This window comes from Desulfovibrio ferrophilus (assembly GCF_003966735.1).
Lineage (GTDB): Bacteria > Desulfobacterota > Desulfovibrionia > Desulfovibrionales > Desulfovibrionaceae > Desulfovibrio_Q > Desulfovibrio_Q ferrophilus.
On record NZ_AP017378.1, the window covers coordinates 2115833 to 2140953 of the forward strand.

The window sequence follows — 25121 nt, forward strand, 5'->3', positions numbered from 1 at the left end:
TTCCGGAAATAGCGCAATACGTAAGGGCAAACCTATTCCGCCCATCGCTAACGTATATATTGTTCCACCAGCTTGAGCAACTTGGGCTTGGTAAATGGACGCTCGATATAGTCAGTATATCCCGCGTCCAAACTTCGCTGACCATCGTCTGGAATATAGTGAGCAGTAATGGCCAATAAGGGAACGGGCTGAGTCTTGCTTTCGCCTTCCCAGTTGCGAATGGCCCGGGCCGCCGCAAAGCCATCCATACCCGTCAGATGGGTGCCCATAATCACCATATCGAAATGGCTCTTGGTATAGGCCTCCACCCCGCCTCGCCCATTTTCGGCAAAGGCCAACCTATAGTGCTTGTCCGCCAGATAGTATTTGACCAACATTCTGGTATTCGCGGAATCATCCACCACCAGAATGGACGGTCCGCCATCCTCGTTCTTCGCACGCAGGCGCGCCTTGCCCATCAGGCACAGGGCGGGGTTAACCCCCTCGCTGTACCGATGCCCGTTAACGATGGAGAAGGCCACGGCACTGAGCTCCTGCTCCTGTGCGGGCAATGCGATGACGCCAGCCAAGCCCAAGGTCTGTGCATACAGCCTATCCTCGTCGTCGGGCGCATCCGAAAACATCACCAGGCTATGCATGGGAAAACCTTCGTTATCCACCAATTGACTAACCAGCTTCCAGCCCTGGTCATCAGCAGGGATAAAGACGATGCGGTAAGGCTTGCAGGTGCCATAGGCCTCGATTGTTGCCAATTCGGCCTTGCCCAAGGATGGCTCCAGCTCCAGATCAGCACCCCAGGTCAATAGCCGCTCGGTCAATGCTTCAAAGTCTCCCACCCCGGCAATCAAGACCGTGCGCATGGTCAGATCCGGTGGGACATCGACTTCATCGAACTGATCCGGGTTGAGTTCCATTTCGGCGTATTCTCTGAACAGCCCTGATGACAGAAACAAATCGTGAACTTCTGGATCAATATGCCGATCCTTTTTCATGAACCCGAGAATTTTGACGGCCTGAGATAGCGGCATGGGCTTCTTGTAAGGCCGATCCTTGGCCGTGAGGGCTTCAAAGATGTCGGCCACAGCCATGATGCGGGCCTGCAGAGGCAGATCATCGTCCTTGAGACCTTGGGGATAGCCCGAGCCGTCCAGTTTCTCATGATGGCTGCTGGCATATTCCGGTACACGCGACAATTTCTTGGGGAACGGAAGTTCGGAAAGCATGGTTCCCGTCATGGACGCATGATCCTCGATGATCTCCCGCTCACTGCCAGTGAGGGTTCCCTTGCGGATGCACAGGTTCAAAAGCTCATTCTCGGTCAAATAGGGGCGCTCTTCCCCATTCACCTCATAGGTCTTGGTCGCAATACCCTTGAGCCGCTCGATGCGCTCGTCACTCATGAACTCGCCAGGTTCGTTGCACGACATCACGAAAGCGCGCTCTTCTGAAAGCTCCTGCAGAGCATCGGCACACCGAGCATCCGTCTCAGCTAGAGCTTGCGGCCCAGCACCCAACGCTAACTGCTCTGCCTTGGAGGCCAGACACTCTGTTTCAATACATTTGGAGATCAAATCGAAACGCAGGGCAACCAGCTCCGCACGATCGTAGATGGTTTGGAGCTTGGAGGCCTTGTCCACAACCCATTCGGGAGTGATGATCTTGCCAATATCATGCAGCCAAGCCGAGAGCTTGAGCTCCTCCAGTTCATCCTCGTTGAAATGTACTTCCGAGAATGGACCATCATCAATTTCATTGATCCTGCGGGCAATCATCATGGAGATGTCCACCACGCGGTTAATATGACCACCGGTATACGGGGACTTTTCTTCAATGGCGTTAGCGATGCTCTTGATGAAGGCGTAAAAGAGGTCCTTCAGGTCCTTAATCAAACGCGTTTTGGTCAGGGCTGCTGCCGCCTGTGAGGCCAGGGAGGCGACCAGCACCACCCGGTCATCAGAGAACTCGGTTATGCAGCCGCCCGCAGCGATATCCTGAGCATTCAGAAGCTGAAGTACACCAATTATGTCGTTCTCATGGTTTCGCATGGGAATAACCAGCATGGATTTTGAACGATAGCCAGTGGCTTCATCATATTTACGGGGACCGGTAAAATCGAATTCCTCGGATTCATAGACATCGGCGATATTAACGATCTCACCAGTCAGTGCGACATGCGACGAGACATTCGATCGGTTGGCTTTCCCATCTACCATCAAGGGGACCGGAGGCAGGTTGATCTCCACTCCCGAGGTACCACCCATACGGGTATTCATCGTATCATTCTGGAGGATGACAAAATCCAGATGGGTCGCGTCCTCGTTGACGAGATACAGCGTGCCTGCATCAGCGTCGGTAATGGCGCGCGCTTCATGAATGATCATTTCAAGCAAACGATTGACGTTTGCCTCACCAGACAGCGCCATGCCGATCTCGGCATACTTATTCAGGTGATAGAGTTGAAAGGCTGAAAGCCGATCCACGCGGGTTCCAGGGACACACGCCACGGGTTTCTCCGGCGGAGTGGTTCCTTGCCCCTGCTTTTCATCATCGCCCATTGAATTCGCCTTGTTATGAGTTCGACGCACTGCGCCTGATAACATCCCCATTGAATATACCAAAACATCACCACTCCGCAAATACCAATAAAAAACCGGGCCGGAGAGGGAAACTCCGGCCCGGTTAGGGCACGTCACAGAGGGTGTATGATGAACGAGTCTACAGTTCGCCCAGGCTCTTGCCCAGTTTCTGCACACGTTCATTCATGGGGTAGCGATCAATCAGCTGACGATAAATTCGAACAGCGTCCTGTCGCTTACCCTGCCCAAGCAGGGCATATACCAAGTTGATGTTACTAACATAATCCGTTGTTCGAATAGCCACTGCACGACGGAAGAAATTCTCCGCATCTGCGTAGCGTTTCTCCTGAAGAGCCAGATACCCTTCCCATTTATACTTGGAAGCACTTTCCTTCTTGCCGATTTCAACGGACATGGAAGACAAGAGCTGTTTGGACTGGGTCAGATCACCCGACTTCGAAGCCTGAACCAATTTCCGCTCCAGCGCCAAAACGTTCTCGTTCTTGCGGGCCTTCTGCGCAAAGTGCGTTTCCAACGCCTTGGTGGGCTTGCTCAGGTCAATCTTGCGATCCTGCTTCTGCACGTCGCGATACAAACGCTGGCGCACGATTGGAGCCGGTCGAGGCTTAGGTGCAAGCTGAGCCTGCTCCACAGTCTCAGATTCCGCTTCGCCAACCTTACCTTCCATGATCAGATCCACTGCCTGCTGACGTCCCTGCATGGTTTGGGATTTAGCCAGAGGCATATCTGGAGCAACCGGAATTGGTATCTTCTGCACTTCCTGTTGGATAAAGAAGACACCGGAACCGACAAGGACGGTCAAGATCAAAAGGAATACAGCTGCCCTGGCAATAAGCTTGCTTGTTCTGGGCGCCACAGCCTGAGGAGTTGACCGAGGAGCTTTCCCGGCCTCCTCCTTCTTCAATTGTTGAAGACTTCGGTAGATAACACTCATTTCACCACCCTGACTTGCATGACAATAACCAGTTCGCGAACTGCATCATTGTCCGTCCTGGTCTTGAACAGCCATCCCAGCACAGGGATGTCAGACATGACAGGAATGCCATTGTCAGACTTGCTGGTTGATTTGTCGATCAAACCACCAAGAATGATAGTATCTCCGTCTTTTACCCGCACAGTTGTATTGACCGTTTTCACGTCAACCTGAGGCAGCGTGATCTTATCACCGGCATTGGTCACTTCCACCAGTTCAAGACTAGCAGTTTCAACCTCACTCTTGATGGGGAAGATCTGCATGTCGATCTTATCATCATCACTGATGTAAGCCATGACACCAAGCATGACACCGTCAAACACGTTAGCTGTCGTTGTGGTGTATGTAATAGCACCTGTGTCATCCACATCGCGGCTGATTTCCGAGACATACTGATAGGAACTGCCGGAAGTGAACAGCGCAGGCTGAGCATGCTTGGCACGAACGTGCGGGTTTGCCACAACCTTTACACCACCAAACGTTTGCATAGCTTCGATGGCAGCGTTGAAGGAATCATCACCTCGGGTAAACCCGGTAACCGTGGCTACGGTCTGATTGTCCGCAAAAGTCCGGGCACCAATCGCCGTGGACCCGCGCTGAAGGAGCGACAGGGTGGTCGTACCATCACCAAGCGACATGCGCTCAGCGACCCAGTTAAAGTCGATACCAAACTGGAAGTTATCCGAAAGACGAACTTCCATGATTCGGGCATCGATGACAACCTGCTTCGAGAGCTTGGACTTCAAGTTGTTAAGCAGCTTGGCAACAGCCTTGATTTTACCAGGAGAAGAACGGACGTACAAAGTTCCGGTCAACGGGTCCAAGGCAAAGTAACCAGGGTTTTCAGGTTCATCACCTGCCGCAGTCTGCTCTCCAAAAGCACTTTCCTCAGACAGAATCGAGTCTACGCTTTGCAATATCTGTCCATACAGAGATGCATCATCGAATTCGCCCCCCATGGCCGTAGACATGGAGAACTGTCCAGCCAAATCACCAGACCCAGTTAAGGCACTGCCAAAGATATCGCCACCAGAATTGGTTTCAACCTCGGTTTGCGCATTAACGAAGTCCAACTTAAAGGTCTGCTCTGCAAACTGCTGCACGTACAGAATATTTTCCGTCACTTCCCAGGCCAGATCATAGGCCTGCAGCAATTTCTCGACAACCAGAGCACTGGATGCATCCTCAAAGCTGATCGTTACGCGTTTATCCAGTTCGATACCCGGCTCAATGACCAGGTTCAGGCCGGAGTTACGCGCCACGATGTACAGAATATTGTGAATGGTTTCCTGCTGTACGCTGATGGATATCGTCGTATCCTCCAGCGGATTGTAAGCAGGCAGTACCGGTTCAATGAGGTCATCGACCTCGTTCTGGGACTGCTCAATCTGCTGCTCCATGGCGCGCATTTTGACGAACTGCTCGTCCTCTTTGCGCAATTGCTTGTAGAGCGAATCGTATTCGAGCTCACTCTCAAGCATTTTGCCCGGATTCTGACAGGCGGCAAGGCCCAGTGACATCACAAAAAGTCCAAGAAAAACGATTGACCTGCGCATGACGTGTCCCTTTTTCACCCTTCCTTCCCCTCTGTGAGGCGGTTGATGTAGCATATCCGACCTCGCCCCGCTTTCCGGGGGTTACGTGCAAAGGTTATTGCTTCCCAATCTGCTGCAAAATATCCAAGGCTTGGTCCGGGCTAAGATCCGATGGCAGATTCTGGAGATTGACATCCTGAGAGCCCTGTTCACCAGTCGTGCCATCTTCTCCTTCACCGTCAGCCGACTGCTCCCTTTCCCTGCTTTTCGGTCCACCAGTCAGTTCCACCCTGAAAGGATGAATCCAAGGCATGCGGTCAACCGTATCTCCCAAGGCAAGGTTAACACCTTCGGCATCTATTCCCTTAACCATGCGTCCATCAGGAAGCACATCACCCAGCTTATAGATTTTTCCCCCTAGAACAGCGAACTTGTCCGGTGGGCCAAGAAAAATCGTAGTCACATTCAAAGAGTCGCGCTTCGCATCAAGAGAAGCTGCATCGAGCACGATCAACGTCGGATCGATTTTTTCCACCGACCCAAACGTGGCCACCTTTTTCTTGGAAACCAGAATAGCTGCCTGGATAGCATCTGTGACCTCATTTGAAGGCACATTCAACGTCTTAGGAGCAAGCCTTTTCAGTATGTCAGACTTAACCCTAGGCCTCTGAGGCTCATCCATGTAGATCCAGCCTGCCGTGACAACAATCACCAAGACATAACCAATCCAACGGATGAGGATATTCCTTCTACCGGGATGCATTTACTCCCCCTTCTTCACAGGCCAGAGTGCATCAAGGGAATAATAGTTCCCCTCAAGGTCAAGATTGACCTCCTGACTCACCACCTTGAAGCCTTCCTGCTCAAGATTCTCGATAAACTTCGTAAATCCTTGCTGGGCGACGGTAATGTCCATCTCGACCTGACCTTCCAGGCGAATTGTGACACCATCCTTTCCGTATCCAAACTCAAGGCCATCCACCCTCATATAGGCTGGACGAATGGATGCCATATAGTTCCACAGCTCACCAAATGGCGGATACAGTGCTGCTTGGCTAAAGTCCTTTGCCAACTGCATGGCCGGACCGACATCATCAAACTCCACATTCACAGCCCGAGACCGGATTTCAGCCTCTGCAACCTTCATTTTATTTTTCATGTCCTGAGATCTTGCCCGAACTCCCTCCGTAATGCCTTGCATGGAGTAGAATCCAACTCCGGCAACAATGGCCAAGGCCAGGAATACGGCCCACATCCACTTCTCCGCCATTTCAAGAGGCCGGAGATACAGTTCCTCTTTGGGGCCAATGGCGGCTGCCAAGGAAGCCTTGGAGACGGCCGAAGGCAACGCCGACCAAACCTGTTCTCCATCCATGGCAAACTCATGCAGCGGATAGGGAACCAGCGGAATATCAACATCCGGCCGAGCCAGATTAAGCGTCCATGTCAGGCCTTCAATCCAATCGACATGACTAATGCGCTGTCCGATATTCTTCTCAAGAGCGACAAGGTCTTGCTCCAGGGCAAAAATACCCTCATTAAGCGCCTGCGCATCATCGCCAATCAGTGAATAACGCCGGGCCAAGTGCACATTGCCATTCTTTCCTGCTACCAGGATAATGGCACCAGGAAGGTGCAAGGCCATGGCGTGTGCCCCTTTGCCCTGCTTCTTAAGCAGCCCATAAAGCAAAGAGACTGTGTCGGAGACGACAAAGCCATGATTATAGCTATTGTAGACCTCTGAGAGCCCAACGTGTTTGTCTCTTGGAAGAATTTCATAAAAGACACTGATCTGGCCGCCCTCAAGCTTACGCTTGGAGTAAACCTGCAACACGCCTTCTGTATTCAACTCACCAAGTTCTTCAAGATTCTTGCGCGCAAGAACATCGGCGTATTTGGCCTCAGTGGAAAGGGTCAAAAGCCCCATACCCGGTGAATCGGGATAGTCGATGAGGTAGGTGAAGTACCGCCCCATCGAGCTCACATCCTCTATCCACTCGATCCCACGGCTGGAGACCATATGTTTCTGATTGTTGTAGTCAAAAACAAAGGGAGTCACAGAGGATTTGAGAATTCGCCATCCCCACTGATCTGTATAATCAGCATCAGCTTCGTCAGCGTACATATCTTGAACAAGCTCGGGTTCAGACTCTGCCACCGGCTCGGGCGCTGGCTCAGGCTCGGGTTCGGGCACGGGCTCAGGTTCGGGCTCTTGGGTAGTCTCAGGTTCCGGCTCAACCATCTCAACAGGCTCTTGAGCCTCAACCATTTCCGGTTCGGGCACTGGTGGCGCCGGAACCTCTTCGGCTGCTGGTTCAGCGGCACTATCAAGCTCCCAGGACACGTCTTCAAGCTCCAACTCAGGAACCTCGACTTGCCCATTGTCCCCCTGAACTTCTTCAGGGATCAGCTCGGTATCTTTCTTTTCTTCAGTCATATCGCATCCCGCTCCACGTTTTCTATTGGGGCGCTAATTCGTCTTGGGAATCAGGAACGTTCCCGACATGTCCAAGTCATACATCTGAATGGAATTTTTTTGCTCAAGATCAGCAGAGCCCGGCGCAGTGCCCGTTTCTACGTCTTCACCCTTGGTGCCTTTGTCCGGAACAACAACAACTCTTGAAATTCGCAATTGGTTCGGCCGGAACCAGTAGTTGCCGTCCTGATCCTTGTTGGTGGCAAGAAGCATCATCTTCTCCACATCTCGCCATTCAAGGGTTTTGCCCATGGTCAGCGGATAGCTCAACCAATTGTCAGGTTCGAGCTTCGCCTCTTTAATGTCATTCCACAGAGCATTAACAATGACGACCTGCTCTTCCTGGTCCTGGTACAACTCGGCCAACTTCTGATAATCCTGCATTTCCTGATTGAGAATCTCAATCTCGGCTTGACCAGCCTTGAAATCGATAAACATCTGGTAATACAAAATGATCCCTGCGGCGAATGCCACGCTGATCAGGATACTGATGAGCCAACGCATGATTGAGTCTTCCCCCTTATCACAGTTTGCCGATCATATCGTAGATCGGCAGCATGAGCCCTGCGAAGATAGCACCGAAAACCACTCCCATGAACACCAACATTGCGGGTTCAAGAGTCTTTCCAAGTACCTCAACCAGAGCCGAAAGTTTGTCTCTATACAACTTGGCCACATACTCGGTCTGCTCCTCGATGCGGCCTGTCTGCTCACCAACTGAAACCATTCGTACAGCAAAAGGATGCAACGCCTCGGCCGACTTCAAAGAATCGGACAAGGGGTTGCCGTTTTTCACGCTGTCCTGAACCAGAATCAAACGTCCTTTGTAGACAAGGTTGCTCATCGAATCCGTAATAATCTCGAGAGTGCGCACCACACCGACTCCGGCCCCGATAAGAATACCCAAATATTCGGTGATACGGGCAATGATCGATGTCTCGATGATTGTCGAGAAGATAGGCACCCTGAGAAGAATTACATCCATGATATAACGAACACGCGTGCTGTTTCGCCGGACATACCCCATGAAGAAAATCGTTCCGATAACTCCAATCAGAGTCCAGCCAAAATACAACTGGAACCAGTTGGAAATCCAAATGATGATCTTGGTTGCTGTGGGGATGGCAACCCCCATATCAACAAACAGCTTAGTGATCTTGGGCACAACAAAATAGAACCAGAAGAAGCAGGCTCCAACGACCACCGCGAAGATAAAGGCTGGGTAAATCAGCGCCCGTTTGGTTCCGCCAATAATCTCTTCGATATTCTCGAGATGCTCGGCAGACTTTTTGGCCATCTGATCCAACATACCGGTTTCCTCACCAATACGGCACATGTACTGCACCAATGGATTGAAAACCTTGGGATGCCTGGACAATGCCTCACCAAAGGTTTGACCACCTTCAATGTCAGTCCGCATGAACTTGAGTGTCATCAGGAGCATCGGATTCTTGATTTCCTGCATGATCTCGTCCATGGCAGACATAACCGGGACACCAGCCCCTAGCAGCATTGCCATATTATTGAAGAATTCAGCCAATTCCGGACGCTTGACCCGGGAAAAACCCTGAGTGGCCAACTTTGTCAGCCAAGACATGAAAGGACCAAAGCGTTTGATATCAATAACGACGCCACCCTGGCGTTCCAGATATCGAATGGCAGGGGAATTGTCCGTAAACGGCAGTTCCACCACCCCTCGGTCGACCTTTCCTGCGGAGGTCAGCAGCTTGAATCGAAAAATGGGCATTGCGTTTTGCTTTCCCCGTTTCTACTCGTTCTTACGCGATGCGCTAGAATCTCGTCTTACCGAGTACGCGCTGCAACTCCTCAACCGTGGTAACACCTTGTTGAACCTTGACCACTCCCACATCATACATGGTGCGGAAGCCCTTGCGTTTGGCCATGCTTTCCAACTGAGTGAGTTCGATGTCACGTTCCATGGCTTCACGCACATCACGATCAACCACAAGAATCTCATAGACCAGTGTTCGACCTATGTAGCCTGTTTGATTGCAAGCCTCGCAGCCCTTACCACGATACAATTTGGTTATCTGAGCACCGCCAAGATAGTCGAGATCATCCTGGCTGGGGGCATATTCCTCTTTGCAATGAGGACAGATAATACGCACCAGACGCTGACTGACGACACCGATCAAACTCTCGGAGAGCAATTGCGTATCCATCCCCAAGCCCTGCAGACGCGGGATGGAACCGATGGCGGTGTTGGCGTGCAAAGTAGACAGGACCAAGTGACCAGTCGTCGCGGCAGTCAGTGCCGTTGACGCTGTCTCTTCGTCTCGCATTTCACCGATGAGGATGACATCCGGGTCATGGCGAAGGAAGTGGCGCATGGCATTGGAGAAATTGTAACCCGCACCTTCGTTGACCTGGGTCTGGCGTGCCAGGGGAACCACATACTCAATGGGGTTTTCAACCGTGAGCACGTTCTTGCCCAGCAGATCCAACGAGGTCAGGCCCGCAACAAGGGTTGTTGATTTACCTGAACCGGTAGGACCGGTCAGCAGCAGAATCCCAAAGGGTTCGTCGAAGATTCGCGCCAGAATGGCCACGTCCTCTTCAAGGAATCCAAGGGCTGGGAAGCTGAAGCTAGCTTTTTCCTGTGACAGCAAACGCATGACCACGTTTTCGCCGAACGGAGTGACAATTGACGAGACACGAATGTCGTAACGCCGTTCCAGCAGGTTGGCTGTCCAGCGACCATCCTGCGGCAATCTCTGCTCAGCGATATCCATGCCGGCCTGAAGCTTGATGGAGGTCGTCACCCTTGATAGGGCGGGAGGCAGGAAAGCCACGTTGGACATCACACCGTCAACGCGGAAAGCGACCGCAATGCCGCGGGCCATGGGGCGCAGGTGAACGTCCGTTGCGCGCTGTTTCACAGCCAGCAGCAGGATGTAATTGATGAGCGTATCGGGGCTGACCGTACGCGACGTATCCGCCGCGATGATCCCCACCTCGCGCTGCAAGAGCTTCTCAACCGGATTGTCGAGAAAGTAGAAATAGTTGTAGATCGCAGAAATGACCCGGCTTTCCTCGGCCATGACAAATCGAGGCCGCATGCCTGTGGCACGGACGATCATTTGCTCCAGCTTTCCATCCGGAATATCCGAAATACACGCAAGAATCTCGTTATCCTGCTGAGCGATGGGAAACACGCGCTGAGCAAGACAAGCATTACGATTGAAGCGCTTCAGAAGCTGATAGTCGGGGGTCATGCTGTCGAGCTTGACGTAATCAAGCTTGAGCTGCTGGGAGACTGTGTAGACCAGGTCATATTCGGACACCAAACCGGTCCGAGTCAGGACCTGACCGAGTTTTTCCTTGGTCACACGCTGGACCTGGAGGGCATAGCGAATATGTTCGTCGCCAATGAACCCCTTGTCCCTGAGCAAATCACCGATACGAATCGGAGCGGCCATATGGTCCACCTCTTCAACAGGTTGTGCCGAAACTCCGGCTTGGAGCTGCGGTTTCCTTCGGCGGCCCGGCCATCTCAGGGAGATCCGTGGCTTTCCGTCCCCGCCTTGCGACGGGTTTGGCTTATCTGGAAATTCGCTACCCCTGTTTCGACATCACGTTCAGCCAGAACACCGTTTCCGGATCCGGCCACATGGTGCGCTTGAGCTTCATGTCTTTCTGAAAGCTGTTGATAGCGCGCCATGTCACTGGTCCGACCATCCCGTCATCAGGGCCCCAATAGTAGCCGAGCTTCTTGAGCATCCGCTGCAGGACCAGGATATCCTCGTGGCGGTAGCCGTAGTAGAAATCCTTCACTATGAATGGAGGATGCCACAATGCAAGCCACGCGGGATTGTCGTTAACGGTTTTTTTCCAGGGGAAGGCGGTGAATGACACCACACGCTTGGCAGGCAGCCGATCGAGCTTCAGAGCCTGCACCCCCCCGGGCAGAACCTCTTCCAATCTATCAATCTGTCCGGAATCCACTGCGTCTGAGAAATCGCTGACTTTGGATTCCAGGCCCATCGGCTTTAAAAAATCATAGTAAGAGCCAGGAAAAGTCTTCACTGCTTTTACTAATTGTTGATTACCTGATGATGTCGCAGCTTTGGGTTCTGCTGTCAAGGAGACTTTTTGACTTTTCAATGCCTTGGAGGCATCTGCCTGCGGCTTTTCAGCAACATCGGCGATCATGACCTGCGGCTTTTCAATCACACTTTGAGCCGCAACGACGGGGGCAGGCTTCTGTTCTGCAATCCTGACAACAGGTGCAACTTCAGGCTTCTGTGCAGGTTGTTGCTCCTGCTGCTCCTGTGCAGGTTGCATTGCAACCATCACCCGTTCCACAACAAAACCCAAAGGGCTTCGCGCTCCAGCATCAGAGGGAATATACGGCAGCACCGCTGCAGCAAACAACATCAGCACACCCGCAACCAGAGCAAAAGACTTCATTCTTTTGCGGGATCGCCCCATACGCTCGGCCACTTCAATCTGACAGGAGGCAATCTCTGCCACTGCGGCCTTGATCACCTTCACCGTCAGTTCACGTTCACCAAAAGCCACGGCAGCGTACAATGTACGCTCCATGATCAAATTGATCATGCGAGTATTGCCTTCTGTGGCACGGTGCAGAACCTTGAGAGGAGCGCCACTGATCCTGAACTGGGATTGTGCGCTGGACAACTTGAAATTCACGTAGCGGCCGGTTGCATCCAGGTCGAATGCCTCCAGCTCGCGAAAGATACTGATCCGACTTCTGAGCTGCCTGAGCTTCTTTTCGTCGAGGCGCTCCTTGAGCTCGGGTTGCCCCACGAGCAGAATCTGGACCAGCTTGCGCCCGCTGACCTCAAGATTGGAGAGCATGCGCAAGGCTTCCATGGCTGGCAGCGAAAGATTGTGTGCTTCATCCACGATAATGGCGCAGTTCTTGTCCTGCGCGTTCTGCTCCACCAGAAAGCCCTGAAGAAGATCAATCAGCTGCGCCACATTGGCCGACTTGGGTGCATCCAGCCCATAATCCTTGGCAATGGCATGCAGCAGCTCTTCCTTGTTGAGCATGGTGTTGAAGATCCAGGAGGTGACGAGATTCTCGCCCTCCAGACGCCTGAGCAACTGGTACAGAAGCGAGGTCTTGCCCACGCCCACCTCACCAGCGAGCAGCAGGAATCCCTTGCGGGAGAGAATGCCGAACGCCAACTCATCAAGAATCTGCTTGGTGGCGTCCGTATGGAAATACCCCTCTGTATCGGCGGCCATGGAGAAGGGATTTCGGTCAAGCCCGAGGGCTTCAAAAATATCGGTGGTCAAGGCTTCCTCTCAATGCGTGTCGCTGCTGCATCAATCAAACCGCTAGTTGGTGTGCGCCGCCGCACCTATTCGGATAAGTGCGGCGGCGCTTAATCACGCAACAATCAGACTTCGCCAACAGCAGAGCCGATTGTCTTTATTCCATTGAGCTTAGTAATCCATCATGATGCCAAGGGTCTGGGTATTGCCGTTGGAAGCAGGATCCCAAGGCTGGGTTGCGATAGGCGCAGTTGCGAGGCCGGGGATGGTCAGCGCAGCGGTGGTACCACCAGCAGCAGCAACCGACAGAGCAACGCAAGAACCGGTATCGCCACCGACGCGACCGTCGATCGCGGTATCGAGACCCTGAGCCACATCAGTGGGGCAGTTGTAGATGATCACGAAGTTACGCAGCAGGTCCTGACCGCTCACGGTCACGGCCAGCGTACCCAGATCAACCTGGACAACCTGCGTACCGGTGTACTCACCCTCGATGGTCGTCTGCACGACGTTGACGGTCTGAGTACCGCTGTCGTCACAATGACCAACAGGCTGAGTCAGGGAGCCCAAAGTAACAGGGGTGGTCAGCTTGGACTTGATCAACGTACAGGGGGTGATACCCACGGCGCGAAGTACTTCCTCTGCACCACCAGCGGCACCAATCTGAAGCTCAAGGCCACCTTCGATCTGGCCGTCAGCGCTTGCAGCGGAACCGCCGTTCTCGGCGCCGTCAATAAGCAGGTTGCCGGTTTTGTCGTAGTAGGTCTGTGCCACAGTGGCCCATTTTTGAGCGAACTGCTGCGAGAACTGTTTGACCTGCGCACCACGTACGATATCGCGACCCTTCATGACACCGGCCAGAATGATGCCGATGATGACGAGCACGATGGCCATTTCAACCAAAGTGAAACCCTTTGCGTTCCTATTCATGGCAGACTCCTGAAAAAATTAAATGTTGAACAGACTACCTAGTAATCCAAAATGATGCCCACAGTTTGAACCTGACCATTACTGGCAGGATCCCACGCAGTGGCCGTAACAGGATTCACGGCATTCCAGGCACGAGGGAAAGCGGTGGGAATGGCATTCATGGCATAAGCGCCCTGAACACCAATACACGTTCCCGATTCGCCATCAGCCTGGCCGTCGATCACGGTATCCAGCCCCTGTGCCACGTCCGTGGGGACGTTGAACAGGATCACTGCATTACGCTGCGAGGTCATGCCGCTGACAGTGGCCATGATCGTCCGCAGGTCCACCGTAACAACCGAGTTGCCGGTGTACTCGCCTTCAACAGTCGTCTGAACGATGTTCACATCGCTGTTGCAATGAGCGGTGGTCCCCGAAGTGACGTTGCCCTGAATGGTGGTCACGGGCAGGGTCAGCTTGGACTTGATCAGCGTGCAAGGGGTGATGCCCACGGCTTCGCAGACGTCCAAGACGCCAGAGGCGCCGGCACCGTTGATCCGCACGTTCAAACGGCCACTCATGATGCCGTTGGTGACATCGGCATTTCGGGCGCCATTGTCATTGCCATCCAACAGAATTTGACCAGTTTTGTCATAGTAGGTCTGAGCGATGGTTCCCCATTTCTGAGCAAACTGCTGCGAGAACTGTTTAACCTGAGAGCCACGCACGATGTCACGACCTTTCATGACACCGGCCAGAATAATTCCGATGATCACCAGGACGATAGCCATCTCCACAAGCGTGAAGCCGGATACCTTTTTATTCCGCAGGTTGAGCGAGATCATCAATAATCCTCCTTGGAATGAAGTGGTTGCATCATACCCCTTGGCAACCCGGCCATCTCATATCCACTGAGATCCGTGGCTTTCCGTCCCCCCCTCGCGGCGAGTTTGGCTTTTTTACTAGTAGACCTTCAACATTACTATCACTGAATCACTATGATGTGTCAATGCAGCTTTAGAGTCCTCCCCCCCGTAATAGCCTGAGTGTGCAGTGAATCAGATGGCTATATCCAGGCAAATAGCGTTGAGATACGGCCATCACCCTTTACACGAAAGTCCAAAGACAGCGTTTCAGCTGCCAAAAAATCTTTATTCCACTTTCCTGCACTGAGAAATGAGGCCAATCCCAGCCGCATCACGGCTCTGCCGTCGGGTTTGGGCCTAAGCCACAGAGTCGCACCGTCACTCATCACTCGCGCACCCGCACCAGAACCAGGACCACTCCCCAATAGCACGTCCACGACACCTGGGAAAGCCTTTAGGAAAGCAGACTCGCCTCGCCCTCCCCACGTGCTGACCGCAACGACAATGTCACACTGATCCCGCAATGCGGTGGCGGCCTTTGCAACCGACTCGAGCTGCTTTTCTTCAGGAGTAAACTCCTTACCTTCAAGCACCGGACACAAAACAACCCCGAGCCGAATCTTGCCCTTGGTCAGAATCCGAACCTCAGGTTCTTCGGCAACCGGGACAAAGCCTGCGGGGGGCTTCAGGCCTGCATGCCCGAGGTATTGCTGATCGCCGGCAGCAAGCACTCCAAGATCATAACCCAGCTTGGCATACGCCTCCGCCAGGGCCTCCAGCTGCCCGCCTTTGGGCCGCCAGTGCTTGATATAAGAGGTAAAATCATACCCCCCCGACAACAGAAAAATTGTATCGCCCGCAGCACGCTGATTCGCGAGCATCGTCGCCCGGCGGTCCAGCCCACCCTCGGAGTACTGTCCGCATGTCGGGCAGGCCTGGTATTCCCCCAGAGAATTACCTGTATACAGAAGAACAACATCAGATTCAGAGGCCATTCCCGCCCCTGCAACACCAAAAACACAACACAATGCCATCAGAATCGTACGAATCAAATTCATCCCAGCTACCGATACAGATCTAGTTTAATAAACAAGTCGACGCCCTCTGTCTTATTGCGGGCGTAGAGGACATGCCCTGTGTCACTCGAGTCGTCGTCGTATTTTCGATCGTATGCCCTGGCTTCCAGAGCATTTATTCCAGACAGCTTGAAGAAATGACCAGTGCCGAGAATCTTTTCTCCATCCTTCAGCACCATCCAGGCCAGTTCAAGATCCCTGCTGCGAATTCGCGCATAGCCCTGACTGGCAACACCGGATTGGAACAACTCGGGGAAGACCTTATCTTTCTCGCCATTCTCCGTCTCAATTTTCTGATTGCCGTTCCCCACAATCATCCGACCATCCACCATAATTGGCAAAGCACTGTCCCCGGGCAAATCACCATGCATATCGATGTAGTTCATCAACGCCACTTTCTGTCTTGAGATGGCGTTGTAGATATACATGGCATTAGCGACTCGATACGAAGGAATATCTTCATTATCGTCACCAGCAAAAGGATTCACAATCACCAGCAGACTCAGCGTCAGCAACGCGACGAGGCCAAACCCCACAAGGAGTTCAGCCTGACTATATCCGGGAAGTCGAATTGATTTGATTCTGGTTTGGAACATCCCCCCGCCCAAACGCTAAAATGATGATTACGGGCTCAGCTTCTCCCCCCACGAAAAAAGCAAGCCTCTCACTCTTATGTACAACACTAAAAAAACTCAAGTAGAGAATGCAATTTTTTTACGTAAATGCTCGACAAACACAAGCGCTAAACACTTAGACCTCCTCTCCCTGCTCTGAAAATCGTGCACGAACCCCACGATTACGAATCCGTATTGCTTTTTCTTTTAAAAACAGCCATAAATTATGAAGCTCATAGAGAATGAATGTGCGCGCTGAGACACAATAGGGGGGTTCTCACTTGAAATTCTCATCACATTCCCGTCACACGGCAGGGAAACCCTTGGCTTGTGCGGGGTTCACCATGATCGAACTGAGTATTGTCCTCGTTATTGTCGGGCTCATCATATCGGCCGGGGCAGTGGGATGGACCAGTGTTTTGGAAGGGCGCAGAATAGCAAAGACGGCCTCTGCCCTCTATCAAGCCAAAGAATGCCTGATCAAACGCATGTTCTATTCCAACCGCTACCCGACCTACACCGGGAACACGACCACTGGCACTGCTGCTGACAACACGCTTTGCGATGACAACACGCGGCACGACCTCATGGCCTTTGATGTGGACAACTGCTTTTGCAGCCTGCGAGACGCATGGGGCCAACCTCTTTATTTCCTCGAAGGTGTCTACGAGAGTTCTCCGGGCGTCTACACGCCCATGAGCGATAGCTATATAGTCAGGAACGAGGCACAGGGACAGACCCCGGTCTATCCGGACTCGACATCCTCGATTGTTAATAAAGACGGTGTCACCATTAACAATATTGCTTTTGTCCTGATCAGTTTTGGCCGGGACAGAACCCCGGATAACACCTCGTATCAGGCACTCTTTTCTGCACCAAATGATAGCCAGATAGCCATCATCAACCCCGGTGGAACCATCCCTGATTTTTCCACCAACGATGTTGGATTAACCGTTGATGTACAATCCAGGGACGACCAGATTTATTATGTTACCGGCCCTGAGTTGAGCGGTATCCTGACTCGCTAAGGCACACACGCGGCAAGAACATACAGCAGGATTGCAGAATCCGGCATCATCCTGAACTTCATGACGACCCGCATCAGCGGAACGTAGTAACGGTGGAGGAGCAATGAAAAGACAGCATGGCACGACGAGCAAAAAGTCCGTCGGCTTCGGCTTCACTCTCATCGAAATGGCCATCGTCCTGGTCATTATTGGCCTGATGGCAGGCCTGGTCCTGCCCGTTGTGAGCGACCTCATCAAGCGAGAGAAAAGCTCCGCGACAAGCGCTTTCCTGGGAAAGATCAAGAACGAAATCATCGGTTTTGCCCTCATCAACAAGCGCCTGCCAAGGGCCCTGGATGGGACCGACCTGGGCTTCAGGGTAAGTACTGACCCATACGGCAACACCATTCAGTATGAGGTCGACACAGCTCTGAGCACCGATGACCTGTGCACGGCATCAGCCTCTGACAACCTGACCCTGCGCTACACCGACAGCACAGGCGACACCGATTATTCAAACCTTGGCTTCATCATTTATACCGCAGGTCGGGACAGAAACAACGAGATGTCCGTCGCCGCCAATATCGTGCAAGCCTATGACACACGAGCGTGGGTCACAGGTGTTGCCGGCTACGATGGCAGCGAGTTTGACGACCTGTTCGACTATGTCTCCTTCAACTTCCTGCGCAACAAAATCTGCACAAACACAGCCAGCAATTCCTTCACACCTCCTGGCTCGGATGTCAGCTTCACGAATGACATTACCGATTTCTCCGGCGATTCTACGGGTGTGACCCCCTATGGCTCTGCCGGTGGTGCTGTTACTGTCGATATTGAGACAAACACCGTAGAACTCGGTGGTGGAGACACTGCCACAGCATTCGATGGTTGTGTCTGGTATCAGGGCAACGAAGCCACAGGTAATTGCGGTTCCGGGGCCGCCCCAAGCAACGACCCCGGCGTATGCGAATGGCAAGGTGGACTTCGGGCCTATTTTGCCTTTCTCGCCCGTGACGACAATACCGACTCTGACCGCGGCTGGGGCGGCGGCTTCACCTTTGCCATCATCAACGGTGCCAACGATGCCGACTCCTGCGGTGCCGTCCCCGGCAACGGCGCCTTTCTGGCCTACAACGGTGATAATGGCACAGCAACAAGCGGCACCAACCTCGTTCCGCCCAAACTGGCAACGGAGTTTGACTTTGCCCAGGACGCTTCCAAGCAGGACCCTGACTACAACCACGTGAGTTGGATTGCATGGTCGGAGAATGGAGGTACTGGTGGAGATGACAACGAACACAGCGTGACCGTTCGCGAACCCACTCCCGACACACTCAACGCTCAGACCATTCCCGATGATACGAGCGCAGCCGTTCCTCCCGACACGGAACCTCCCTTCTACGGCGAAGGTCTTGGCGACCCCGCCTGGATGGAAGATGGAATCGAAAAGAAGGTCCGCGTGGAAATCACCCGAACCGCCAATGCTGGCAGCGATGGCTATGACTATACCCTCAAGACGTGGGTTGACTGCACGGATGCCAATTGCTCGGATCTGACAAACACCATGGCTGCTCTCGCCCCAGGTGTTACCGCTACGATTGAACACCAATTCACGACACTCGATGCCGACCTGACATGGGATGATATCCGCTTTGGGTGGACCGTGGGTACGGGTGGAGGCTATGATGGGGCGACTGATGTCGTCGTCACGGATTTCGGCATCAAATTCCTGCCCTAACACGGCGACGAAACGATTTTTTTGGGGGATCATGCGAATTGCAACGCGCCAGTTGCGCGTGCATCGAAATGCAACAAGCATAGCCCCCAGCGAGACACCACCATACCAACTTCAAGATATGCAGGGATGACAGCAATGCCCAAGTTCAAGCGTAACACATCATCCGCTTTCAGCCTCGTGGAAATGGCATTCATAATGATGATTGTGGGTATGATCGTGGCAGCAGTCATGCCCCGTATCCTTGGGTCTGTGGGCAAGGACAAAGCCAAACAAGCTAAATTCAGCCTTCAGGATGTTCGCGACGAAATCATCGGATACGCGGCAGTCAACGGCAACCTCCCCATACCAGATACCGCTGGCGGTGGATTTACGATTGTTCCCTCGGCCTTGATCACGCATAGCAAAGATGCCTGGGGACAGGACATCCGCTACATCATTGCCCGTGATTCCGGCTCTGGAGCCCGACTGGACCAGATCAACGTCAACGATGCCACAGGAACGCAAGTCACTACCAACCTTGATCAGTACACCGGCGGGCCAAACCTCGAGAACACTTCTGACGTGGCCTTCATTGTGTACACCACTGGGCCCAATATGACTGCGGAGTCGGTCGATGGCGTTGTTGATGGTGTGGGCACTTTCACTTACTACCCCTACGCGGCAGACCTCGATAACAACCCGGCGACCGCAGACCCCAACGACGATCAGGTTGAATACGTCATTCTGTCTTACCTGCAGGAAAAAGCGGCGGCCTCTGCCGACGATAATGTTGCAATTTCGCCCCCGGGTTCTCCCACGGCAACACTCAATTTTGACGGCAACGGAGGCTACACAACCAATGGAGGAGCAGCCGTAACCACCTTGGGCGATGGCACCGGCATAGGCGCGGTTTTGGATCTCACCACCAATACGGCTTATGCGGAGCTCGACAATCCCGAGTACTATCGCCGCCATGAATTCACCATCATGGGCTGGTTCAGAACCGATATCACCGTCCCTGAAGGGACTAATAATGGATATCAACCCATCATGAACCGCGAAAGTCCGACGACAGCATGGAACGATCGCACCTTCTGGCTTGTGACCTGGGCGAACAATAGCGGGCAGGGCCACCAACCCGGTGAGTATGTATTCAAGGCATCAAGGGCCGTAACAGAATACAATCTGGATACAAATGCTCAGCTCCGAGTGGACACGACGGCCACGCTTCACACCGATGCCGTCTGGCACTTCTTTGCGGCAACCATGGAGAAGGACTGCGTGGATGAAAACGGGCTACCAGTCGCGGCCATTGATTGCGACACTGCAACCTACGGCACTGCTGACTACGAAACACAGGCAGATTGGCAACATACCTTGACAATCTACGTCTCTGATGAGCCTACGGATAACGACTTGCAATCCAATACAGTAACCTACCCAACAGGTCCAGATCTTGGCCCTGCTGCCCCTGTGGCAAGCATATGGCCAACATATCTCGGCATGGAAGTTGGTGTCACTACCCGCACCTTCGACGGTTACGTCGATGAGATCAGCTTTTACGATACGGTTGTTCCCGCTGCTGATATAGAAGACTATTACGACGCCACCAAACTGAGCTTCCAATAGGAAAAAGACTACACCCTACAATACAGAAATGCAGGCGGCAGCTAACAGCAGCCGCCTGCATTTTTCGTCCATGGCAACCACGTTTGAATGATGTAGGCCGCGCAACCAACACCCGGTGTAACCGTGATGGCCCCGGGGGCACAGTTCATGGCGCAGGCACCGCACTCCATGCAGCCGTCACCATCGACAATGACGGCCTTCTTGCCTTGAAGCTCGAACACGCCATGCGGGCAAACGGTGGTGCATGAACCGCAGCCAACACAGGCCTCGGCGTCATATTTCAGCGTTGCCACCCCATCCAGATATCTGAAGTCTTTCATTCCACTCTCCCCTGCACACGACAAAGTCTTTGATTCATCCCAAACGGCGTGAACTTTCTGCATCAATCGCCTGCTCAGACCACGCTGTCGTCGACAAATCTGAAACATAAAGAAATCTGCAAGCACAGTCGTCCTATCACCGCCCTACACCATGAAGGCAGCACCGATCCACAAGGCCACAGCCATGAGCACAGCACCGCCCTGCAAGGGAATGGCCTGGCGCATCTCTTTCTCCACACCCGAGGGCGAGGTGAACGGGGTCGATCCCGTAAAATTCATGCCCAGATAGGATGACAGAGCCGTCACCCACAGCAGCAGCCCCAGACCTTCGCCCCAATGGGCCCCACCAGGCAGCCAGAACGCAGCCCCAAGCCCCACCACAAGGCCTGTAGCAGCGCCCTTGAGGCTAAAGGCCCGTCCAGGCAACCACGGCAGCAGAAGGGGCACGGCGATGGCTCCAGCCAGAATGCCCGCCAGAGTTCCACCCAGAGCCCATCCGCCCCGAGTCCAGGCGGCAGACAGCGAGAACCAATCCGGGCCGATGCCCGAGAGCACGAACATGACCAATGCACCCCAGGCCAGGGCTTTCCAGAGCAGTGTCACCTCAATGGGCACCAGCAAAGCCCGCTCGGCAAGGCTGAAGGTCGCTCTGCGCATGGTTTCATCAGCGCCCTGTTCAAGGTAGCGTGGAAGATCTGCCGCACGGATGGGCCCAAATTCAGCACCGAAGCCGCACGCTTTGCGCAGTTTGTGCGCCGACACACCAGTGGCTCCATACTGGGGCAGGATCAGCTTGCGGTGGCTCACCACCTTATCCAGCCCAGAACGTTGCACCCTGTGAGCGACCTCTGCGGTGGAGAAGGTGCCCTTACCTGCGGCACACCAGACATTGATGCCGTGTGTATCGATGACCAGCAGCCAAACGTCCAGACCGGTAAGTTCACGGCGCACGATGTCGAAAGTCAGCTTGTAGTTGCAGGTCACGATCACAGGCGACTCAGAACCGGGTTGCCCCACTCCATACAGACCGGGCACGATCTTGTAATCGTCGCGCACACCCGAAACTCGAGCCAGAAATGTTCCCCAAAGATCCCTGCGACTCAGCCTGGTCCTGATTCTCGGCACAGGCCCAGCCAAAGTTTCTGCAAAGCCTTCCACAAACGGCTCGATGCTGTAACCCGGTTTGTCATGGTGTCCGAACCCGGACACGGTCTGAGGTCCTCAACAGGGGCCCTCTTCTGCTATCTGCTGCGACGGGGACAATCCACCCGCCATGGGCAGTTCAGGCCCACACCCGCCTCCGCAACCAGTCCCGGTCTCTGATCCATTACGCAAATCTTTCAACACATTCATACGTTCTCCACTCTCCATATTTCCTAAAGGTCGGCTATCTGCCCCTTGAATATCTGCAATACGTCATCATCCAGGCAATAGCAGGTTCGTGGCCCCTCAATGCGCCCCTGAACCAACCCGCAGTCCCTGAGTACCTTCAAATGCTGGCTGACCGTGGATTGCGCCAAGGGAAGCACATCCACAATCCCCCCACAGACGCAGCCCTCAACGCTTTTGAGGTGGCGTACGATAGCCAGCCGCGCAGGGTGCCCCAGAGCCTTACACACCGCTGCCAGCCGATCCGTATCAAAGACCGGGGTTGCTTTTTCATTGCCCCCGACGCCACCACAACAACCGGATATTGCATTCTTGATCTTTTCCAAGGCACGCTCCTCACAGCTTGCATTGTCTATTAATCGTTGATCGACGATAGGCGATGAAATACGAAAGGTCAATCCCTACTTGTTCACTAGCCAAACACATAATCTCATCCGATTGTTCCTTTCAATCGAGCCACATGGCAACGCTCGCACGCACCTTCCAGACAAGGACCTTGTAACTGGCGCAGGACATCATACGCTTCAGCAGGCGCAGGGTTATAGCCCCACAAAAAAGGCCCGGCTGGAGAACCAGCCGGGCCAAGATGAGAGCATATGCGGGTGGGTTATGCAGTCTCTGGTTCGCCTTCCACGTCGGCAACTTCTTCAGCCTCGACCGGAGCCGGAGCAGCAGGAGCGCTGATGGGGTTCAGCTGAGTTTCCTGCGGGAAGACCGGCAGGTAACGATAGGACAGGGACAGGATCAGGAACCCGTAGGCGATAATCATGATCGAGGGGCCCCACTCTGCCCAGTTCGGAGTATAAGAGTACCACTGGTCGAAGGGCATGACCGGAATGGCCAGTGCCTGGACCGTGAACACGTATCTGTTGATGACAATGCCGGTGCAGTTCAGGATGGCGGCAGTATACAGCAGACCGGGGTTGTTGCGGAAGCGGGGGGTCAGCAGCAGGATAGCCGGGATGACACCACACACAACCAACTCAGCCCAGAGCAGCCACTCACCGTAGCCCAGCGCATCGTTGAACATCTGATCCCAAGTATTACCGGAACGAGGCAGGACATCGGTAGCCCAGGCCCAGGTGTCAGCAAACTTGAAGAACAGATACAGAGCCAGCATGGTGCCACCGATGCGGCACATCAGCTTCTTGACCTTGAAGTCCACCAGTTCCTTGCCGGTGATCAGCTCCATGAGCTTCACGACCAGAACAGAGAAACAGGGGCCGGAGGCCACGGCGGACAGGACGAACAGGAAGAACGTCCAGGGCCAGATGAAGAAGCCGTCACGCAGGATGTACGGACGGGCGAAGAGCACGCCGTACATACCACCCAGGGAGCCCTGGTGGAAGGTGGACAAGAAAGCGCCCAGACCTGCAATCAGAGGCATAACATAGTGGAAGTTATGCGCGATATTGTGCAGCAGGGGGATCTTGTTCAGCTGGCGGTTCTCCAGGATGTTCGGAATGAACTCCAGAGTCAGCACCAAGAGGTAACAGGAGATGCAGAACATCACCTCTGTCAGCATGGAGTGAACGTTCGGATGCCAGAAGCCGAACCAGGAGCGCAGCGGCTGACCAACGTCCAGAGCCAAAACCAGCATGGCACCAGAGTAACAGATGAAGCCGACGATGACCGTCAGATTGACGATCTTCTCCAGCTCTTTGATATCCAGGATGTACTTCAAGAGGCCGGTGAAGAAGGCACCTGCGCCCAAGGCGATGACGCCAAGGTCGAAAGTGATCCACAGGCCAAACCCGAAGTAGTTGTCCAGCGCGGTACGCGCCAGACCATCAGGAAGCAGGATCATGACAGCTTCATACGCGCCAGCGGCCAAGAAGATGCCAATGAAACCGAGCCACAGCAGGAATTTGCCGAATGAGCAGCGCTCAACGCCCTCAGGCCACAGAGCTCTATCCATGTTGGCCACCTCCATTGCCGCCATGAGCTGCGGCGCCTTCGGATTCCAGGTAGTTGTCACCCTGCTTGCGAACCCACTCGCGCTTGCTGATGTAGTAGACCTGGGGGTCAGTACCCAGGCGCTCCAGCAGGCGGAAGGCATACGGGCTCTTGGCGAGCTCGTGAACCTCATGCTCGGGGTTCTTCACATCGCCGAAGGAGATGGCGCCGGTGGGGCAGGCTTCGGCACATGCAGGCATGTAGGCGCCGTCGGCCAGCTTTTCCGGATCCTCGCCAGCCACACGGGCGGCGTCCTTGGCGTACATCAGGCGATGGTGACAGAAGTTACACTTCTCGACCACACCGCGTGAACGCACGGAGACGTTGGGGGTCAGCTGTTTCTCCATCCCTTCGGGGAAGATGGGCTGATCCCAGTTGAATACGCGAGCGTGGTAGGGGCACGACGCCATGCAGTACCGGCAGCCGAAGCAGCGCGGATAGATCTGGCTGACGATGCCGCCTTCCTCGTTCTTGTCAGTGGCAATGGCCGGGCAGACAGACACGCACGAGGGCATGCCGCACTGCATACAGGGCCGAGGCAGGAATGCGGTATCGTGGTCGCCGCCCTGCTTGCCGTTGGACAGTTCATAGATAGTCAGCCATTCGATCTTCTTGAAGCGGGTCGGGAAACCCTTGCTCTCAAGACGAGCCTTGGCCTCTTCCTGGGGAGCGATATTGTTTTCCTTGTTGCAGGCCGTCATGCAGGCGCCGCAACCGGTGCATTTGTCGATATCGACAACCATGCTCCAGCGGATATTGAATTCCTTAAATCCAGCCATGATACCTTCCTCT

21 protein-coding genes and 2 riboswitches are annotated in these 25121 nt (G+C 53.8%); of the genes, 3 read left to right on the plus strand and 18 right to left on the minus strand.

Translation table 11 applies throughout. The annotated features are described in order from the left end of the window. Positions 1-47: 47 nt before the first annotated feature. The 13 genes from EL361_RS09860 to EL361_RS09920 all read right to left on the minus strand — a co-directional run bounded on the left by EL361_RS09860 (position 48) and on the right by EL361_RS09920 (position 16293). Complete coding sequence (locus EL361_RS09860; protein ID WP_232034752.1) at positions 48-2555, minus strand: HD domain-containing phosphohydrolase; 2508 nt, start codon at positions 2553-2555, stop codon at positions 48-50. Between the two features lie 160 nt (positions 2556-2715). Next, complete coding sequence (locus tag EL361_RS09865; RefSeq protein WP_126379030.1) at positions 2716-3405, minus strand: tetratricopeptide repeat protein; 690 nt, start codon at positions 3403-3405, stop codon at positions 2716-2718. A 122-nt stretch (positions 3406-3527) separates the two neighbouring features. Next, the gene (gene mshL / locus EL361_RS09870; RefSeq protein WP_172961707.1) at positions 3528-5126 is read right to left on the minus strand and encodes a pilus (MSHA type) biogenesis protein MshL; all 1599 of its coding nucleotides are present in this window, start codon (positions 5124-5126) and stop codon (positions 3528-3530) included. Positions 5127-5220: 94 nt separating this feature from the next. After that, positions 5221-5868: a hypothetical protein gene (locus tag EL361_RS09875; protein WP_126379034.1), complete on the minus strand. Its 648-nt coding sequence runs from the start codon at positions 5866-5868 to the stop codon at positions 5221-5223. Then, entirely contained in the window at positions 5869-7542 is a 1674-nt protein-coding gene (locus EL361_RS17195; RefSeq protein WP_197723430.1) for a hypothetical protein, read from the minus strand. Positions 7543-7575: 33 nt separating this feature from the next. Further along, entirely contained in the window at positions 7576-8085 is a 510-nt protein-coding gene (locus tag EL361_RS09885) for a hypothetical protein (RefSeq protein ID WP_126379036.1), read from the minus strand. Between the two features lie 19 nt (positions 8086-8104). Continuing rightward, positions 8105-9328, minus strand: coding sequence for a type II secretion system F family protein (locus EL361_RS09890; RefSeq protein WP_126379038.1), 1224 nt, complete (start codon positions 9326-9328; stop codon positions 8105-8107). Between the two features lie 43 nt (positions 9329-9371). Continuing rightward, complete coding sequence (locus EL361_RS09895; protein ID WP_126379040.1) at positions 9372-11021, minus strand: GspE/PulE family protein; 1650 nt, start codon at positions 11019-11021, stop codon at positions 9372-9374. 56 nt (positions 11022-11077) lie between these two features. Continuing rightward, positions 11078-11152, minus strand: a riboswitch (cyclic di-GMP riboswitch). A gap of 5 nt (positions 11153-11157) precedes the next feature. Beyond that, complete coding sequence (locus EL361_RS09900) at positions 11158-12867, minus strand: ExeA family protein (protein WP_126379042.1); 1710 nt, start codon at positions 12865-12867, stop codon at positions 11158-11160. Between the two features lie 150 nt (positions 12868-13017). Continuing rightward, complete coding sequence (locus EL361_RS09905; RefSeq protein ID WP_126379044.1) at positions 13018-13776, minus strand: prepilin-type N-terminal cleavage/methylation domain-containing protein; 759 nt, start codon at positions 13774-13776, stop codon at positions 13018-13020. Between the two features lie 38 nt (positions 13777-13814). Further along, a complete protein-coding gene (locus EL361_RS09910) occupies positions 13815-14600 on the minus strand; it encodes a prepilin-type N-terminal cleavage/methylation domain-containing protein (RefSeq protein ID WP_126379046.1) in 786 nt (261 codons plus the stop codon). Between the two features lie 39 nt (positions 14601-14639). Beyond that, positions 14640-14720, minus strand: a riboswitch (cyclic di-GMP riboswitch). Between the two features lie 101 nt (positions 14721-14821). Next, a complete protein-coding gene (locus tag EL361_RS09915; RefSeq protein ID WP_420705112.1) occupies positions 14822-15679 on the minus strand; it encodes a UshA-like (seleno)protein family 2 in 858 nt (285 codons plus the stop codon). A 5-nt stretch (positions 15680-15684) separates the two neighbouring features. Continuing rightward, entirely contained in the window at positions 15685-16293 is a 609-nt protein-coding gene (locus tag EL361_RS09920) for a hypothetical protein (protein WP_126379050.1), read from the minus strand. Positions 16294-16634: 341 nt separating this feature from the next. On the opposite strand from EL361_RS09920, the gene EL361_RS09925 reads away from it, so the two are divergent. From EL361_RS09925 to EL361_RS09935, 3 genes are all read left to right on the plus strand, one after another. Continuing rightward, the gene (locus EL361_RS09925; protein WP_269471684.1) at positions 16635-17339 is read left to right on the plus strand and encodes a pilus assembly FimT family protein; all 705 of its coding nucleotides are present in this window, start codon (positions 16635-16637) and stop codon (positions 17337-17339) included. A 103-nt stretch (positions 17340-17442) separates the two neighbouring features. After that, on the plus strand, positions 17443-19056 hold the full coding sequence (locus tag EL361_RS09930) for a type II secretion system protein (RefSeq protein ID WP_126379054.1): 1614 nt from the start codon (positions 17443-17445) through the stop codon (positions 19054-19056). 135 nt (positions 19057-19191) lie between these two features. Then, positions 19192-20664 carry a type II secretion system protein gene (locus tag EL361_RS09935; RefSeq protein ID WP_126379056.1) on the plus strand — a complete coding sequence of 491 codons (1473 nt, stop codon included), beginning with the start codon at positions 19192-19194 and terminating at the stop codon, positions 20662-20664. Between the two features lie 41 nt (positions 20665-20705). Here the strand turns inward: EL361_RS09935 and hgcB are convergent, their stop codons facing one another. The 5 genes from hgcB to qrcC all read right to left on the minus strand — a co-directional run bounded on the left by hgcB (position 20706) and on the right by qrcC (position 25108). Next, positions 20706-20984: a mercury methylation ferredoxin HgcB gene (hgcB, locus tag EL361_RS09940; RefSeq protein ID WP_126379058.1), complete on the minus strand. Its 279-nt coding sequence runs from the start codon at positions 20982-20984 to the stop codon at positions 20706-20708. 144 nt (positions 20985-21128) lie between these two features. Then, complete coding sequence (gene hgcA, locus EL361_RS09945) at positions 21129-22259, minus strand: mercury methylation corrinoid protein HgcA (protein ID WP_269471685.1); 1131 nt, start codon at positions 22257-22259, stop codon at positions 21129-21131. 101 nt (positions 22260-22360) lie between these two features. Beyond that, positions 22361-22699 carry an ArsR/SmtB family transcription factor gene (locus tag EL361_RS09950; protein ID WP_126379060.1) on the minus strand — a complete coding sequence of 113 codons (339 nt, stop codon included), beginning with the start codon at positions 22697-22699 and terminating at the stop codon, positions 22361-22363. Between the two features lie 281 nt (positions 22700-22980). Continuing rightward, positions 22981-24291, minus strand: coding sequence for a menaquinone reductase integral membrane subunit QrcD (gene qrcD, locus EL361_RS09955; protein WP_126379063.1), 1311 nt, complete (start codon positions 24289-24291; stop codon positions 22981-22983). Continuing rightward, positions 24284-25108 (minus strand): menaquinone reductase iron-sulfur cluster-binding subunit QrcC, encoded by an 825-nt coding sequence (qrcC, locus tag EL361_RS09960; RefSeq protein WP_126379065.1) that lies wholly within the window; start codon positions 25106-25108, stop codon positions 24284-24286. Before qrcC ends, qrcD begins: the two co-directional genes overlap by 8 nt. Positions 25109-25121: the final 13 nt, after the last annotated feature.

Coding starts and splice junctions, on each gene's coding strand:
- EL361_RS09890 (WP_126379038.1), bottom strand. CDS start 9,328: ATGCCCATTTTTCGATTCAAGCTGCTGACCTCCGCAGGAAAGGTCGAC.
- hgcB (WP_126379058.1), bottom strand. CDS start 20,984: ATGAAAGACTTCAGATATCTGGATGGGGTGGCAACGCTGAAATATGAC.
- EL361_RS09895 (WP_126379040.1), bottom strand. CDS start 11,021: ATGGCCGCTCCGATTCGTATCGGTGATTTGCTCAGGGACAAGGGGTTC.
- EL361_RS09910 (WP_126379046.1), bottom strand. CDS start 14,600: ATGATCTCGCTCAACCTGCGGAATAAAAAGGTATCCGGCTTCACGCTT.
- EL361_RS09860 (WP_232034752.1), bottom strand. CDS start 2,555: ATGGGCGATGATGAAAAGCAGGGGCAAGGAACCACTCCGCCGGAGAAA.
- EL361_RS09920 (WP_126379050.1), bottom strand. CDS start 16,293: ATGTTCCAAACCAGAATCAAATCAATTCGACTTCCCGGATATAGTCAG.
- EL361_RS09935 (WP_126379056.1), top strand. CDS start 19,192: ATGCCCAAGTTCAAGCGTAACACATCATCCGCTTTCAGCCTCGTGGAA.
- EL361_RS09875 (WP_126379034.1), bottom strand. CDS start 5,868: ATGCATCCCGGTAGAAGGAATATCCTCATCCGTTGGATTGGTTATGTC.
- qrcC (WP_126379065.1), bottom strand. CDS start 25,108: ATGGCTGGATTTAAGGAATTCAATATCCGCTGGAGCATGGTTGTCGAT.
- EL361_RS09915 (WP_420705112.1), bottom strand. CDS start 15,679: ATGAATTTGATTCGTACGATTCTGATGGCATTGTGTTGTGTTTTTGGT.
- EL361_RS09885 (WP_126379036.1), bottom strand. CDS start 8,085: ATGCGTTGGCTCATCAGTATCCTGATCAGCGTGGCATTCGCCGCAGGG.
- mshL (WP_172961707.1), bottom strand. CDS start 5,126: ATGCGCAGGTCAATCGTTTTTCTTGGACTTTTTGTGATGTCACTGGGC.
- EL361_RS17195 (WP_197723430.1), bottom strand. CDS start 7,542: ATGACTGAAGAAAAGAAAGATACCGAGCTGATCCCTGAAGAAGTTCAG.
- EL361_RS09930 (WP_126379054.1), top strand. CDS start 17,443: ATGAAAAGACAGCATGGCACGACGAGCAAAAAGTCCGTCGGCTTCGGC.
- qrcD (WP_126379063.1), bottom strand. CDS start 24,291: ATGGATAGAGCTCTGTGGCCTGAGGGCGTTGAGCGCTGCTCATTCGGC.
- EL361_RS09905 (WP_126379044.1), bottom strand. CDS start 13,776: ATGAATAGGAACGCAAAGGGTTTCACTTTGGTTGAAATGGCCATCGTG.